This is a genomic window from Klebsiella sp. AqSCr (assembly GCF_008452795.1).
GTDB lineage: Bacteria > Pseudomonadota > Gammaproteobacteria > Enterobacterales > Enterobacteriaceae > Klebsiella > Klebsiella pneumoniae.
In genome coordinates, this window is record NZ_MJDM01000005.1 from 2,090,363 (window position 1) to 2,104,562 (window position 14,200).

Below are 14,200 nucleotides of genomic sequence, written 5' to 3' on the forward strand. Positions count from 1 at the left end.
GGCTTTGTCGGCGACCGCCAGCGGCGCAACGCCCGCCACGATAGCGATGTTGTCGCAGCCAAAGCGCTGCCGGTTCTCCGCCAGCAGGCGCAGCGCGTCGGCCTGACGCTCAATCGCCGTCACCCGCAGCGCCGGGTTCTGTAGAGCAGCCTCAATGCTGACGCTGCCGGTGCCCGCGCCGATATCAATCAGATGGCGCGCCCGGTGCAGCTCCAGCTTCGCCAGCGCCAGCGCGCGCACGGCCTCTTTGGTCATCGGCACCTGGGCGCCGCGCAAAAACAGCTCATCTTTCATCGAGGATCACCACCGCATTCATCTCATATTCGTCCTCCACGGCGCTGACCGGCAGCCAGTGGATCCGCTCGTTTTCCATCGCCAGGTTCTCGCCTATCACCATCCAGCGATGGCCTTTGCCGCGGGCCATCAGCTGGGCGGCTATCTCCCGCGGTCCGCAGCGGCCGTCGGTCACCATGGCGACTTTCCGGTGGGCGGCCAGCGCATCGAAGCTCACCGCCCGGCCATGGCTGCTGGTCAGCCACATATCGTTCATGTCGATGCCCGCCCTGGCGCAGAGGTACTGCACCGCGCTGATGCCGGGGATCACCTGCACTCGTTCCCGGCCAAAATGGGCAATCAGCCGGGTGCCAATGCCATAGAACAGCGGGTCGCCAGAGGCCAGCACCACGACGCGGCGCCCGGTACGGGCCTCAATCCACGCCAGCAGCGCCGGCATATCGGCCCCCAGCGCGAAGCGCTCGCCGGCGAAGTCGGGAAACTGTTGGAGATGACGGCTGCCGCCCACCAGCGCCTCGGCGGCGGCGATTGCCTCGCGCGCGGCCGGGATCAGCCACTGCAGCCCCGCCGGGCCCATTCCCACGACCGTCAACATGTCAGCTCCCGGGCAATCGCCGCCAGCGGACGGCTGCTGCCCAGTACCTGGTTATCAAAAGAAAACAGAACCGCGTCGCAGGTGGGCGGTTGCTGAGTGAAGCGCAACATCTCAAGAACACGCTGGCAGATTCGCTCAGCCAGATGGTTATAGAGGCGCTGGAATCCCCAGGCGTCGATATGCTCCATTGCCGCTTCGGTGGTGTCGCACTCGCTGACCAGCGTCAGCAGCGGCAGCGGCGCGCCAAGCAGCGCCAGATGAGCGACGAGGGTTTCCATCCGCGCATCGGCGATATGGCTGTGGGTATGAAAGATCCCGGCGGCGATTTTGATCAGTTTGCCGGGATGGCCGATGAGCACAATCTGGCGGAAACCGAGCCGGACCGCCTCTTCAATCATGTAGCCGACGAAGTTGCTCATGGTGACCACCATCTGCGGGTCGATGCCCATCTGCTCGCGGACAAAGCGCTCACCGTGGTTGCCCGGCACCAGCACCACGCGCTCCAGCCCGGCGGCGCGTTTTATCTCCAGCTCGAGGGAGAGCGAGCGCTTCCAGCTCTCTTCCGACATAGGGGTAACGATCCCCGTGGTGCCGATAATCGAGATGCCGCCGAGGATCCCCAGCCGGGCGTTATAGGTTTTTTGCGCGCGAAGCGCGCCTTCCGGGGCAAAAATCTCCACCTGCGCGCCGCGGGTAGGACCTATCGCTTCGCGCACGGCGGTCTCGATGGTGTGCCGCGGAGTGCGGTTTATCGCCGGGCTGCCTGTCGGCAGGCCGATCCCTTTGCGGGTCACCGTGCCGATGCCCTCCCCGCCCTGCAGGCTAATCTCTCCGCTGTCATTGAGGGTGACCCGGGCAAAAATCAGCATGCCGTGGGTGGCGTCGACATCATCGCCGCCGTCTTTACGGATCGCGGCGACCGCCTGCTGCCCTTCGACGTGCGGGGACTCAACGTTCAGGCACAGGGTGACGCCGGAGGGGGTGACGATCGAGACCTGATGAATCAGATGCTGGCGCATCACCATCAGCGCCGCCACTTTTGCCGCCGCTGTGGCGCAGGAGCCGGTGGTGTAGCCCTTGCGCAGCGCTTTGCCGTGATGCCACACCGGGGCGTCAAAGGTCTGATCGCTCATTGCGCCTCCCGCAGGTGGTAAAGCAGAGCGTTCACAATCGCTGCCGCCACGTTGCTTCCCCCTTTGCGGCCGAGCGCGGCGATGGCCGGCAGGCCGCTCTCGCTGAGCGCCGCTTTCGACTCCGCCGCGCCGACGAACCCGACCGGCACCCCCACCACGCCGCCGATGGCGGTCTCGCGATGTTCCAGCAGGCGAAACAGCGCGGTTGGCGCATTGCCGAAGACGAACACTTTCTCCCCGGGCTCCTGCACCGCAATATCCACCGCCGCCATCGAGCGGGTCATCCCCCGGCTTTGCGCCTCGCGCACCACCCGCGGGTCGCTGATATAGCAGCGGCATTCGCCGCCAAAGCGGGCCAGCAGGGTTTTGTTGATCCCGGACAGCGCCATGGTGGTATCGGTATACAGCGTGCAGGGCCGGCTCAAGGCCTCACTCAGCGCGATCAGGGCATCCGGAGAAAACCACAGAATATCCAGCCAGTCGAAGTCAGCGGTGGTGTGGATCACCCGCTTGATAATCGCCTCGTGCAGCGGGCTGGCGAAACGGTAGTCCGGTCGCGTTTCGGCGATGATCTCGCTGATGATGTCGAAGCTTTTCGCCTCGATCGCCTGCGGTTGTTGGATGTACTGCATCAGGTTCTCCTCAGGCCGCGCCGACCAGCCAGTAGCGCACGCCGATAAACAGCGCCAGCGCCAGGCTTGACGCCACCCACATTAATCGAATGGTTCGGGTAATATCGTCCACCGCGATGTCGCGGACGGCGTCGCCTATCCAGGGCTTTTCAACGCGCTGGCCGAAGTAATCGTTCGGGCCGCCAAGGCGGATCCCCAGCGCGCCGGCGACGGTCGCTTCCGGCCAGGCGCAGTTAGGACTGCTGTGCTGATAGCGATCGCGCCAGCCCGTACGCAGCGCCCGGGCGCCATCTTCCCGGCATAGCACCGCGGCAAGGCTGAGCAACAGCCAGCTCAGCCGGGCGGGAAGGAAGTTGGCTACATCATCAAGACGAGCGCTGACCATGCCGATCGCCCGGTATTTTTCGTGTTTATAGCCGACCATGGAATCGAGGGTGTTGACCGCTTTATAGGCCATGGCCAGCGGCGCGCCGCCGAGGAGCAGGAAAAAGAGCGGCGCGATAATGCCATCCACCGTGTTCTCCGCCACGGTCTCCACCACCGCACGGTTGATCTGCGCTGGCTGGAGCTGAGAGGTATCGCGCCCGACAATCCAGGAGAGCTTATGCCGGCTTTCGGCGAGATCTCCGGCCTGCAGCGGCCGGGCCACCGCCATCGCCGACTGTGCCAGACAGCGTCCCGCCAGCGCGGTGAAGATCATCCACACTTCCACCAGCCATCCAAGCCAGGGGTGGATCCCGTGCGCCAGCGCCAGTACGCCCCAGGCCACGCCCCATGTCAGGCCGATCACCACCAGCCACATCACCCCGCCGCCGATGCGCAGCGCCCGGTCGCTATGGCAGACGCGTCGCACTACACGCTGGCTGACGGCGATCAGGCGACCTATCCAGCGCACCGGATGCGGCCAGTGCGGCGGATCGCCAATGACGACATCAAGTATCCAGGCTACACACCAGGCGAGAAGGGTCATAGCGCCCTCCTTGCTGCCCGCAACCAGTGGTTGAGCATGGTGGGACGCTGGGCAAAATGGACATGGAGATAGCTGGCAAAGGCGCTGCCGGACTGCCATCCTCCCTGCCACTGCTGGAGCGTCTTACCGTCTCGCTGTTTACGGCAGGCCAGTACGGCGGGGGTGGCGGGAGAAAAATCGGAGTAATGAAATTCATGGCCGCGCAGCCACTCGCCAGGGGCTGCCAGCAGCGTCTGCTGCTGCGCCTGCGCTTCGCAGTAGCCGAACCGGGTCAGACGCGTCCCCATTCGGCTGTGTCCGGGAATAATATCCGCCATCGTGTAGCGCTCGCCGCTGGTGACTTCCAGGGTCGTGCCCAGATACATCAGGCCGCCGCACTCGGCGTAGATCGCCACCCCGCGCCGGTGCGCCGCGCGAAGCTGTGTTAGCATCTCGTGGTTAGCGGATAGCCCGGCCGCATGCAGCTCCGGATAGCCGCCGCCGAGCCAGATCATCTGGCAGGCCGGCAGTTGGCGATCGCGCAGTGGACTAAAGCGCACCATCTTCACGCCGCAGCGCGCCAGCAGCGCCAGGTTATCGGGGTAATAAAAATTGAAGGCCTCATCGTCGGCGAGGGCCAGCGTCAGTCCTTCGCCGGCATCGGCGGCAAGCTGTTCTCCCCACTCGCCGATCGGCATGGCGGCCAGTTCGCTGAGGGCCAGCAGCCGGTCTATGTCGAGGGTGCGCCCCAGCAGGCTGGCAAAATCCCGCCATGCCTGCTGATTGACCACCGACTCGCGGGCGGTCACCAGTCCCAGATGTCGTTCGGGCAGCGCCACGCCTTCCACGCGCGGCACATAGCCGAGCACTGGCACCCGACAGTAGCGCTCAATGGCGCTTTTCAGCAGCTGGAAGTGCGCGTCGCTGTTGACCCGATTGACGATAACGCCAGCGATGTCGAGAGCCGGATCAAAATGTTGAAAACCCATCACCGTGGCGGCGATGGAGGTCGACACCGCTTTGCCATCCACCAGCAAAATCACCGGGCAGCCAAGCTGCTTAGCCATTGCCGCGCTGCTGCAGTAGTTAGGGTCGGTGCCGTAGCCGTCATACAGGCCCATCACCCCTTCGATAACCGCGATGTCGGCCTGCTGTAGCTGTTCGGTAAACAGCGCGTTGAGTATCGGGGCGGGAAGCATAAAGCTGTCGAGATTGCGGGAAGCGATGCCGCTGATGGCGGTGTGCCAGGCGGTATCCAGGTAGTCAGGCCCTACTTTACAGGGTTGCACCCGCATACCGCGCTGTTGGAGCAAGCTGAGCAGGCCGAGCGTAACGGTGGTTTTGCCACAACCGCTGCCGGTACCCGCAAGAATGAACGCACGCCTGGTTGCCATACCCTGTCCTGTTCTGGCGGTCAGGGTATAGCTACGCGCATGCCTGGTCCTGCGACCACGCACCGCTAAGCCACCCACTTCCCACCGAAGTTGTTGGTCAGTTACCGGCAGGCAGGTCTTCTGGCTTAGCCTCGTTCTCGCCCGCCCTTCCCAATCTTTCGATCAGTGGTTTTTGCGGGGTCGTCAGCATCACAGCAGCGGGGGCTGCGGGGGATTTACACCCCCTTCCCTGACACCAAACTGGTGTCGAACCTGTCGGTTTGTTTCGCCGATGCGCCCTGCATCGACGGGTATTACTTTATGTTTTCTTTTACCGTTTCATCACTCGTCACAATGACGTCAGTGAAGGAAAGCGGTGTTGTGATAATCAGCTGTCTCGTATTAACGGACACTCTATCTCATCACAAAAATAAAAACTGGTGTAGTTTATCCCTCGAATATCACTATTTTGTTGCGCTATGACAATTTATTGCTCTACTGTCGTTTTTTTCATTTTATATTGATGAAGATACTCGGGGATATCAAAAATCGGCAATAGCAAAATATTGTCATTTAAAAAGACTCAGTTTGTGATCCGGCATTAATTTGCTGACGAAATGCCTGCGGCGTTACCTGATAGGTCTGGCGAAACACTTTGCAAAAATAGCTGGTTTGCGAAAAACCTAAATTCCGCGCGATGCTGGCGATGCTCCAGTCGCTGTGGCATAGCAGCTCTTTTGCGCTCGCCATCCGCTGCTGATTGACCCAGGCGTTAAAACCGATCCCCTGATACTTTTTAAACAGTTTGCTGAAGTAGTACGGGCTGAGATAGACATGCGCCGCCACATCCTCCAGACGCAGCTCATCGGAGAGATGCGCGTCGATATAGCGCAGCGCCTTCTTCATTTTGCCATCGTGCGGCGAGGGCGCCCGGCTGGCCTGCGCCGGGTCGTTCTGCGACGGGTTATCTTTGATAACCACAAAGTTGAGCTGTTTTTTCAGGCAATTCTCGACGATCAGCTTCAGCAGATCCGCCGAAGCGATAACCCGCGAATAGTCCATCTCCGGCACATCGCGAAACGCCTGGACCAGCGCCGGATCGTCCTGCCAGCGGTCATCGACGTTCAAGATATCAACCAGTTCAACATCATTGCTCAGACGCACCTGCCCGCACAGCACGAAACCGACCAGGTGGCCGGCGATCACCAGCGGGATGGAAAAATCGGTTAACCCCGCATGACAGCGGTAGATACACAGCTGGTCTTTTTTCGAGGCTTCCAGCCCGCCGCAGCGGTCGCTCATGCGACAGCGTCCGCTGTGCTCCGGGTGCTGACGCATCAGCTGGCAAAACGGCGTGAAATTAAACAATTCAGAAATCTCATCACCGTGAATATTGACGACCACAACCGCCAGACTGGTGGCTTGCGCAAAATCCTGTGCGATTTTATTGATGAGTTCTGAGTTCAAGGTACTCGCAGAAATCATGATAAAACCCCTCAGTTAATTTTTTGTTATAAATAAAACATATTTTTCATATTTACCTTTTTTAGCATCAGATCCCATCGACGATAAAAAAGTGCATTGACAATAACAAAAGTCTCCCAACCCGGGGAGACTTTTTGAGCGGTTCGTGATATCGGTTCATGAAATTAGCCTGGCTATTTCACAGATACATTCCCCTTATGACGCTAACGCGTATTTTCTTCCTCCACGCAGGTATGACAGGGCAGATTATTGGCGATAAGAAAACGATAAATTGCGGCGCCGAGGCAGGCCCCTAACAACGGTGCGATAATGGGCACGATAAAATAGGGAATATCTCTTCCCCCGGTCATGGCGATATTGCCCCACCCGGCGAACCAGGTGAACAATTTCGGGCCAAAATCGCGTGCCGGATTCATCGCGAAGCCGGTAAGCGGCCCGGTCGAGGCGCCGATCACCGCCACCAGAATGCCAATCAACAGCGGCGCCAGTGGGCCCTTGGGTACGCCGTTGCCATCATCGGTGAGCGCCATGATCATCCCCATCAGCATCGAGGTGATCACCACCTCCACCAGCGCCGCATGCCAGATGCTGAGCTCAGGCGCCGGGTAGGTACTGAATATACTGGCCAGCTGCAGGCTTTCCAGGCTGCCGCGCACCATATGATGCACCGTTTCAAATTGCGTAAACAGGGTGCTGTAAAGTATCCAGGCCAGCACGGCGCCGCCAAACGCGCCGGCGACCTGAGCCACGATATAGGGCACCACTTTTCTGCCCGGGAAGCAGGCAAACAGCCACAGGGCGACGGTGACCGCGGGGTTCAGATGTCCCCCCGAAATGCCGGCGGTCAGGTACACCGCCAGAGAAATACCCAGTCCCCAGATAATACAGATCTCCCACAGCCCCAGGCTGGCGCCGGTCAGTTTCAGGGCGCTCAGGCAGCAGATACCAAAAAACAGAAACAGCCCGGTGCCTAAAAACTCGGCGATACATTGCGCGCGTAAAGAACCATTCATTGTGACACCTCGTGACGAAGTTCGTGTCCAGGCCAGCCAACCATCCGCTGGCTCGTTGGGTACGGCGAGGCCCACTATAGAAACCGGCAGCGGCAAAGTGTTGGCATCCTGCGGAAATCGGGCGGCGTAAAGTCGCCGAAGAAGAATAATTTATTGCTATTTGTTCGCGAATCCATGCAGCAATGGCGGGCGTTCAGGAGGTATTTTAATTTCCAACTAAATGATAAAAAATTGCGAAAGCGCAGTGCTTATTTTCCAACAAATATCACATCACGCAAAATATCGCATAGCAAAAACAATTTAAAAAATCACCTCTTAAAATGTAAATACGGAGCGTGAATTGCAATATAATCACATTTATACAAACAATAAAATCAAATAAAAACAACGATATAAAATAAAATAAATCCATTTTATATTATATAAAAACCACTATTTTTTCGCTCTCCACCATCAACTCAGCCATTCTTTTTCGCCGCTCCGCCATATAGTTCCCTCACTGGCACATATCCTGCGAGGTCTTTATGCAACAAGAAGCATTAGGAATGGTAGAAACCAAAGGCTTAACCGCAGCCATAGAGGCCGCTGACGCAATGGTTAAGTCGGCCAACGTTTTATTAGTTGGCTATGAAAGGATCGGTTCAGGCCTGGTGACCGTCATCGTGCGTGGCGACGTGGGGGCAGTTAAAGCCGCCACCGACGCCGGTGCCGCCGCAGCCCGCCACGTGGGCGAAGTGAAAGCCGTACACGTCATTCCCCGCCCCCATACCGATGTTGAAAAAATCTTACCGAAGGGGAATAGCCAATGAGCAGCAATGAGCTGGTTGAACAGATCATGGCGCAAGTCATAGCCCGTGTAGCGACGCCAGAGCAGCAGGCGCTTCCCGATACCCCCCATCCCACAGGAGAGACGGCTATGGCAGAGAAAAGCTGCAGCTTAACGGAATTTGTCGGGACCGCCATTGGCGACACCCTCGGGCTGGTCATCGCCAACGTGGATGCCGCGTTGCTGGAGGCGATGAAGCTCGAAAAACGCTATCGCTCTATCGGCATCCTCGGCGCCCGCACCGGCGCCGGGCCGCACATCATGGCCGCCGATGAAGCGGTCAAAGCCACCAACACCGAAGTGGTCAGCATTGAGCTTCCTCGCGACACCAAAGGCGGCGCCGGCCATGGCTCGCTGATTGTGCTGGGCGGGAATGATGTTTCCGACGTCAAACGCGGGATTGAGGTCGCGCTGAAAGAGCTGGACCGTACCTTCGGCGATGTCTACGGCAACGAAGCGGGTCATATTGAGCTGCAGTATACCGCGCGCGCCAGTTATGCCCTGGAAAAAGCGTTCGGCGCCCCACTGGGCCGCGCCTGCGGCATTATCGTCGGCGCCCCGGCGTCCGTTGGCGTGCTGATGGCCGATACCGCGCTGAAATCAGCCAACGTCGAGGTGGTGGCTTACAGCTCACCGGCCCACGGCACCAGTTTCAGCAACGAAGCCATTCTGGTGATTTCCGGCGACTCTGGCGCGGTGCGCCAGGCGGTGATCTCCGCCCGGGAAATCGGCAAAACCGTACTGGCGACGCTGGGCGCCGAACCGAAAAACGATCGCCCCTCCTACATTTAATACCCGCGAGGCTGATTCATGAGATCGAAAAGATTTGAAGCACTGGCGAAACGCCCTGTGAATCAGGATGGTTTCGTTAAGGAGTGGATTGAAGAGGGCTTTATCGCGATGGAAAGCCCTAACGATCCCAAACCTTCTATCCGCATCGTCAACGGCGCGGTGACCGAACTCGACGGTAAACCGGTTGAGCAGTTCGACCTGATTGACCACTTTATCGCGCGCTACGGCATTAATCTCGCCCGGGCCGAAGAAGTGATGGCCATGGATTCGGTTAAGCTCGCCAACATGCTCTGCGACCCGAACGTTAAACGCAGCGACATCGTGCCGCTCACTACCGCGATGACCCCGGCGAAAATCGTGGAAGTGGTGTCGCATATGAACGTGGTCGAGATGATGATGGCGATGCAAAAAATGCGCGCCCGCCGCACGCCGTCCCAGCAGGCGCATGTCACTAATATCAAAGACAATCCGGTACAGATTGCCGCCGACGCCGCTGAAGGCGCATGGCGCGGCTTTGACGAGCAGGAGACCACCGTCGCCGTGGCGCGCTACGCGCCGTTCAACGCCATCGCCCTGCTGGTGGGTTCACAGGTTGGCCGCCCCGGCGTCCTCACCCAGTGTTCGCTGGAAGAAGCCACCGAGCTGAAACTGGGCATGCTGGGCCACACCTGCTATGCCGAAACCATTTCGGTATACGGTACGGAACCGGTGTTTACCGATGGCGATGACACTCCATGGTCGAAAGGCTTCCTCGCCTCCTCCTACGCCTCGCGCGGCCTGAAAATGCGCTTTACCTCCGGTTCCGGTTCTGAAGTACAGATGGGCTATGCCGAAGGCAAATCGATGCTTTATCTCGAAGCGCGCTGCATCTACATCACCAAAGCCGCCGGGGTGCAAGGCCTGCAGAATGGCTCCGTCAGCTGTATCGGCGTGCCGTCCGCCGTGCCGTCCGGGATCCGCGCCGTACTGGCGGAAAACCTGATCTGCTCAGCGCTGGATCTGGAGTGCGCCTCCAGCAACGATCAAACCTTTACCCACTCGGATATGCGGCGTACCGCGCGTCTGCTGATGCAGTTCCTGCCAGGTACCGACTTTATCTCCTCCGGTTACTCGGCGGTGCCGAACTACGACAACATGTTCGCCGGTTCCAACGAAGATGCCGAAGACTTCGATGACTACAACGTGATCCAGCGCGACCTGAAGGTCGATGGCGGCCTGCGGCCAGTGCGTGAAGAGGACGTGATCGCCATTCGCAACAAAGCCGCCCGCGCGCTGCAGGCGGTATTTGCCGGCATGGGTTTGCCGCCTATTACGGATGAAGAGGTAGAAGCCGCTACCTACGCCCACGGTTCAAAAGATATGCCTGAGCGCAATATCGTCGAGGACATCAAGTTTGCTCAGGAGATCATCAACAAGAACCGCAACGGCCTGGAGGTGGTGAAAGCCCTGGCGAAAGGCGGCTTCCCCGATGTCGCCCAGGACATGCTCAATATTCAGAAAGCCAAGCTCACCGGCGACTACCTGCATACCTCCGCCATCATTGTTGGCGAGGGCCAGGTGCTCTCGGCCGTGAATGACGTGAACGATTATGCCGGTCCGGCAACAGGCTACCGCCTGCAAGGCGAGCGCTGGGAAGAGATTAAAAATATCCCGGGCGCGCTCGATCCCAATGAACTTGGCTAAGGGGTGAAAAATGGAAATTAACGAAACGCTGCTGCGCCAGATTATCGAAGAGGTGCTGTCGGAGATGAAATCAGGCGCAGATAAGCCGGTCTCCTTTAGCGCGCCTGCGGCTTCTGTCGCCTCTGCCGCGCCGGTCGCCGTTGCGCCTGTGTCCGGCGACAGCTTCCTGACGGAAATCGGCGAAGCCAAACCCGGCACGCAGCAGGATGAAGTCATTATTGCCGTCGGGCCAGCGTTTGGTCTGGCGCAAACCGCCAATATCGTCGGCATTCCGCATAAAAATATTCTGCGCGAAGTGATCGCCGGCATTGAGGAAGAAGGCATCAAAGCCCGGGTGATCCGCTGCTTTAAGTCATCTGACGTCGCCTTCGTGGCAGTGGAAGGCAACCGCCTGAGCGGCTCCGGCATCTCGATCGGTATTCAGTCGAAAGGCACCACCGTCATCCACCAGCGCGGCCTGCCGCCGCTTTCCAATCTGGAACTCTTCCCGCAGGCGCCGCTGCTAACGCTGGAAACCTACCGTCAGATTGGCAAAAACGCCGCGCGCTACGCCAAACGCGAGTCGCCGCAGCCGGTGCCGACGCTTAACGATCAGATGGCTCGTCCCAAATACCAGGCGAAGTCGGCCATTTTGCACATTAAAGAGACCAAATACGTGGTGACGGGCAAAAACCCGCAGGAACTGCGCGTGGCGCTTTAACAAAGGATATCCCGATGAATACCGACGCAATTGAATCCATGGTACGCGACGTGCTGAGCCGGATGAACAGCCTACAGGACGGGGTAACGCCCGCGCCAGCCGCGCCGACAAACGACACCGTTCGCCAGCCAAAAGTTAGCGACTACCCGTTAGCGACCTGCCATCCGGAGTGGGTCAAAACCGCTACCAATAAAACGCTCGATGACCTGACGCTGGAGAACGTATTAAGCGATCGCGTTACGGCGCAGGACATGCGCATCACTCCGGAAACGCTGCGTATGCAGGCGGCGATCGCCCAGGATGCCGGACGCGATCGGCTGGCGATGAACTTTGAGCGGGCCGCAGAGCTCACCGCGGTTCCCGACGACCGAATCCTTGAGATCTACAACGCCCTGCGCCCATACCGTTCCACCCAGGCGGAGCTACTGGCGATCGCTGATGACCTCGAGCATCGCTACCAGGCACGACTCTGTGCCGCCTTTGTTCGGGAAGCGGCCGGGCTGTACATCGAGCGTAAGAAGCTGAAAGGCGACGATTAACAGGGGGTAAGCATGCGCTATATCGCTGGCATTGATATTGGCAACTCCTCGACAGAAGTCGCCCTGGCGACGGTCGATGACGCAGGTGTGCTGAACATTCGCCACAGCGCGTTGGCTGAAACCACGGGTATAAAAGGCACATTACGAAATGTGTTCGGTATCCAGGAGGCGCTAACGCAGGCGGCAAAAGCGGCCGGCATTCAGCTCAGCGATATTTCGCTTATTCGCATTAACGAAGCCACGCCGGTCATTGGCGATGTGGCGATGGAAACCATCACGGAAACCATCATCACCGAGTCCACCATGATCGGCCATAACCCGAAGACACCCGGCGGCGTCGGACTGGGGGTCGGCATCACCATCACACCAGAGGCGCTGCTGTCCTGCTCCGCGGACACTCCCTATATTCTGGTGGTCTCCTCGGCCTTTGACTTTGCCGATGTCGCCGCGATGGTCAATGCGGCAACGGCAGCGGGCTATCAGATAACCGGCATTATTTTGCAGCAGGATGACGGCGTGCTGGTCAATAACCGGCTACAGCAACCGCTACCGGTGATCGACGAAGTTCAGCATATCGACCGGATTCCACTTGGCATGCTGGCGGCCGTCGAGGTCGCTTTACCCGGTAAGATCATCGAAACGCTCTCCAACCCTTACGGTATTGCGACCGTTTTCGATCTCAACGCCGAGGAGACCAAAAATATCGTGCCAATGGCACGGGCGCTGATTGGCAACCGCTCGGCCGTGGTGGTGAAAACCCCCTCCGGCGACGTCAAGGCCCGCGCTATTCCGGCAGGTAATCTGTTGCTCATCGCTCAGGGGCGCAGCGTACAGGTTGATGTGGCCGCCGGGGCGGAAGCCATCATGAAAGCGGTTGACGGCTGCGGCAAACTGGACAACGTCGCGGGAGAAGCGGGCACCAATATCGGCGGCATGCTAGAGCACGTGCGCCAGACCATGGCGGAGCTTACCAATAAGCCAGCTCAGGAGATCCGCATTCAGGATCTGCTGGCCGTTGATACGGCGGTGCCAGTCAGCGTGACCGGCGGTCTTGCGGGGGAGTTCTCGCTGGAGCAGGCGGTGGGTATCGCCTCGATGGTCAAGTCGGATCGCCTGCAGATGGCCCTCATCGCCCGTGAAATTGAGCACAAACTGCAGATTGCGGTTCAGGTGGGCGGCGCCGAAGCGGAGGCGGCCATTCTTGGGGCGCTCACCACTCCCGGCACCACGCGCCCGCTGGCGATCCTCGATCTGGGCGCCGGGTCGACCGACGCCTCCATTATCAATGCGCAGGGAGAGATCAGCGCCACTCACCTGGCCGGCGCCGGCGATATGGTCACGATGATCATCGCCCGCGAGCTGGGGCTTGAGGACCGCTACCTGGCGGAAGAGATCAAAAAATATCCGCTGGCAAAAGTCGAAAGCCTGTTTCATCTGCGTCATGAAGACGGCAGCGTCCAGTTTTTTCCGTCGGCCTTACCACCGACGGTATTTGCCCGCGTCTGCGTGGTGAAACCGGATGAACTGGTTCCCCTGCCCGGCGATCTGCCGCTGGAGAAAGTGCGCGCCATTCGCCGTAGCGCCAAATCACGCGTCTTTGTCACCAACGCCCTGCGAGCGTTACGCCAGGTGAGCCCTACCGGCAACATTCGCGACATCCCGTTCGTGGTGCTGGTGGGCGGCTCGTCCCTCGATTTCGAGATCCCCCAGCTGGTCACCGACGCGCTGGCGCACTACCGGCTGGTTGCCGGGCGCGGCAACATCCGCGGCTGTGAAGGCCCACGCAATGCGGTCGCCAGCGGATTACTCCTTTCCTGGCAAAAAGGAGGCACACATGGAGAGTAGCGTAGTCGCCCCCGCCATCGTCATTGCCGTCACTGACGAATGCAGCGAACAGTGGCGCGATGTCCTGCTGGGCATTGAAGAGGAAGGCATTCCTTTTGTTCTGCAGCCGCAGACCGGCGGCGATCTTGTTCATCACGCCTGGCAGGCGGCGCAGCGTTCGCCGCTGCAGGTAGGCATCGCCTGCGACCGGGAACGGCTCATCGTGCACTACAAAAATTTACCCGCATCAACTCCGCTGTTTTCGCTGATGTATCACCAGAACAGGCTGGCCCGGCGAAACACTGGCAACAATGCGGCTCGTCTCGTCAAAGGGATCCCATTTCGGGATCGCCATGCTTAAT

15 protein-coding genes and 1 riboswitch are annotated in these 14,200 nt (G+C 59.4%); of the genes, 7 read left to right on the plus strand and 8 right to left on the minus strand.

Annotation, left to right across the window (positions count from 1 at the left end):
* The 8 genes from cbiT to pduF form a co-directional block, all read right to left on the minus strand.
* On the minus strand, nucleotides 1-294 hold a 294-nt coding region (gene cbiT, locus BHE81_RS28785), incomplete at its 3' end, for a precorrin-6Y C5,15-methyltransferase (decarboxylating) subunit CbiT (protein ID WP_219531402.1).
* A complete protein-coding gene (locus tag BHE81_RS14165; protein ID WP_004174583.1) occupies nucleotides 284-889 on the minus strand; it encodes a cobalt-precorrin-7 (C(5))-methyltransferase in 606 nt (201 codons plus the stop codon). The genes cbiT and BHE81_RS14165, both read right to left, overlap by 11 nt.
* Nucleotides 883-2,022, minus strand: coding sequence for a cobalt-precorrin-5B (C(1))-methyltransferase CbiD (gene cbiD / locus BHE81_RS14170; protein ID WP_023285514.1), 1,140 nt, complete (start codon nucleotides 2,020-2,022; stop codon nucleotides 883-885). The genes BHE81_RS14165 and cbiD overlap by 7 nt, the downstream gene beginning before the upstream one ends.
* A complete protein-coding gene (locus BHE81_RS14175) occupies nucleotides 2,019-2,654 on the minus strand; it encodes a cobalt-precorrin-8 methylmutase (protein WP_002915711.1) in 636 nt (211 codons plus the stop codon). Before BHE81_RS14175 ends, cbiD begins: the two co-directional genes overlap by 4 nt.
* 10 nt (nucleotides 2,655-2,664) lie before the next feature.
* Entirely contained in the window at nucleotides 2,665-3,624 is a 960-nt protein-coding gene (cbiB, locus tag BHE81_RS14180; protein WP_023301520.1) for an adenosylcobinamide-phosphate synthase CbiB, read from the minus strand.
* Nucleotides 3,621-4,997: a cobyrinate a,c-diamide synthase gene (locus BHE81_RS14185; RefSeq protein WP_004185466.1), complete on the minus strand. Its 1,377-nt coding sequence runs from the start codon at nucleotides 4,995-4,997 to the stop codon at nucleotides 3,621-3,623. The genes cbiB and BHE81_RS14185 overlap by 4 nt, the downstream gene beginning before the upstream one ends.
* Nucleotides 4,998-5,089: 92 nt before the next feature.
* Nucleotides 5,090-5,268, minus strand: a riboswitch (cobalamin riboswitch).
* Between the two features lie 281 nt (nucleotides 5,269-5,549).
* On the minus strand, nucleotides 5,550-6,461 hold the full coding sequence (gene pocR / locus BHE81_RS14190; protein WP_004181164.1) for a transcriptional regulator PocR: 912 nt from the start codon (nucleotides 6,459-6,461) through the stop codon (nucleotides 5,550-5,552).
* A 203-nt stretch (nucleotides 6,462-6,664) separates the two neighbouring features.
* On the minus strand, nucleotides 6,665-7,474 hold the full coding sequence (pduF, locus tag BHE81_RS14195) for a propanediol diffusion facilitator PduF (protein WP_002915732.1): 810 nt from the start codon (nucleotides 7,472-7,474) through the stop codon (nucleotides 6,665-6,667).
* 524 nt (nucleotides 7,475-7,998) lie between these two features.
* Here pduF and pduA point away from each other — a divergent pair.
* Genes pduA through BHE81_RS14230 form a run of 7 tightly spaced genes read left to right on the plus strand, consistent with a single transcriptional unit; the run spans nucleotide 7,999 to nucleotide 14,199 of the window.
* Nucleotides 7,999-8,283 carry a propanediol utilization microcompartment protein PduA gene (gene pduA, locus BHE81_RS14200; RefSeq protein ID WP_002915737.1) on the plus strand — a complete coding sequence of 95 codons (285 nt, stop codon included), beginning with the start codon at nucleotides 7,999-8,001 and terminating at the stop codon, nucleotides 8,281-8,283.
* On the plus strand, nucleotides 8,280-9,092 hold the full coding sequence (gene pduB / locus BHE81_RS14205) for a propanediol utilization microcompartment protein PduB (RefSeq protein ID WP_002915739.1): 813 nt from the start codon (nucleotides 8,280-8,282) through the stop codon (nucleotides 9,090-9,092). The genes pduA and pduB overlap by 4 nt, the downstream gene beginning before the upstream one ends.
* 18 nt (nucleotides 9,093-9,110) lie before the next feature.
* Nucleotides 9,111-10,775, plus strand: a complete 1,665-nt coding sequence (gene pduC, locus BHE81_RS14210; RefSeq protein ID WP_002915744.1) for a propanediol dehydratase large subunit PduC — start codon at nucleotides 9,111-9,113, stop codon at nucleotides 10,773-10,775.
* A 10-nt stretch (nucleotides 10,776-10,785) separates the two neighbouring features.
* Complete coding sequence (gene pduD / locus BHE81_RS14215; RefSeq protein ID WP_008806302.1) at nucleotides 10,786-11,475, plus strand: propanediol dehydratase medium subunit PduD; 690 nt, start codon at nucleotides 10,786-10,788, stop codon at nucleotides 11,473-11,475.
* Between the two features lie 14 nt (nucleotides 11,476-11,489).
* Nucleotides 11,490-12,014 carry a propanediol dehydratase small subunit PduE gene (gene pduE, locus BHE81_RS14220; RefSeq protein WP_021440661.1) on the plus strand — a complete coding sequence of 175 codons (525 nt, stop codon included), beginning with the start codon at nucleotides 11,490-11,492 and terminating at the stop codon, nucleotides 12,012-12,014.
* Nucleotides 12,015-12,026: 12 nt separating this feature from the next.
* Entirely contained in the window at nucleotides 12,027-13,859 is a 1,833-nt protein-coding gene (locus BHE81_RS14225) for a diol dehydratase reactivase subunit alpha (RefSeq protein WP_004174565.1), read from the plus strand.
* Nucleotides 13,849-14,199 (plus strand): glycerol dehydratase reactivase beta/small subunit family protein, encoded by a 351-nt coding sequence (locus tag BHE81_RS14230; protein ID WP_004900279.1) that lies wholly within the window; start codon nucleotides 13,849-13,851, stop codon nucleotides 14,197-14,199. Before BHE81_RS14225 ends, BHE81_RS14230 begins: the two co-directional genes overlap by 11 nt.
* Nucleotide 14,200 lies beyond the last annotated feature (1 nt).

Bases quoted from the DNA above. Each gene is read 5' to 3' on its own strand.
- BHE81_RS14165 (WP_004174583.1), bottom strand. From the start codon at position 889: ATGTTGACGGTCGTGGGAATGGGCCCGGCGGGGCTGCAGTGGCTGATC.
- cbiD (WP_023285514.1), bottom strand. From the start codon at position 2,022: ATGAGCGATCAGACCTTTGACGCCCCGGTGTGGCATCACGGCAAAGCG.
- BHE81_RS14175 (WP_002915711.1), bottom strand. From the start codon at position 2,654: ATGCAGTACATCCAACAACCGCAGGCGATCGAGGCGAAAAGCTTCGAC.
- cbiB (WP_023301520.1), bottom strand. From the start codon at position 3,624: ATGACCCTTCTCGCCTGGTGTGTAGCCTGGATACTTGATGTCGTCATT.
- BHE81_RS14185 (WP_004185466.1), bottom strand. From the start codon at position 4,997: ATGGCAACCAGGCGTGCGTTCATTCTTGCGGGTACCGGCAGCGGTTGT.
- pocR (WP_004181164.1), bottom strand. From the start codon at position 6,461: ATGATTTCTGCGAGTACCTTGAACTCAGAACTCATCAATAAAATCGCA.
- pduF (WP_002915732.1), bottom strand. From the start codon at position 7,474: ATGAATGGTTCTTTACGCGCGCAATGTATCGCCGAGTTTTTAGGCACC.
- pduA (WP_002915737.1), top strand. From the start codon at position 7,999: ATGCAACAAGAAGCATTAGGAATGGTAGAAACCAAAGGCTTAACCGCA.
- pduB (WP_002915739.1), top strand. From the start codon at position 8,280: ATGAGCAGCAATGAGCTGGTTGAACAGATCATGGCGCAAGTCATAGCC.
- pduC (WP_002915744.1), top strand. From the start codon at position 9,111: ATGAGATCGAAAAGATTTGAAGCACTGGCGAAACGCCCTGTGAATCAG.
- pduD (WP_008806302.1), top strand. From the start codon at position 10,786: ATGGAAATTAACGAAACGCTGCTGCGCCAGATTATCGAAGAGGTGCTG.
- pduE (WP_021440661.1), top strand. From the start codon at position 11,490: ATGAATACCGACGCAATTGAATCCATGGTACGCGACGTGCTGAGCCGG.
- BHE81_RS14225 (WP_004174565.1), top strand. From the start codon at position 12,027: ATGCGCTATATCGCTGGCATTGATATTGGCAACTCCTCGACAGAAGTC.
- BHE81_RS14230 (WP_004900279.1), top strand. From the start codon at position 13,849: ATGGAGAGTAGCGTAGTCGCCCCCGCCATCGTCATTGCCGTCACTGAC.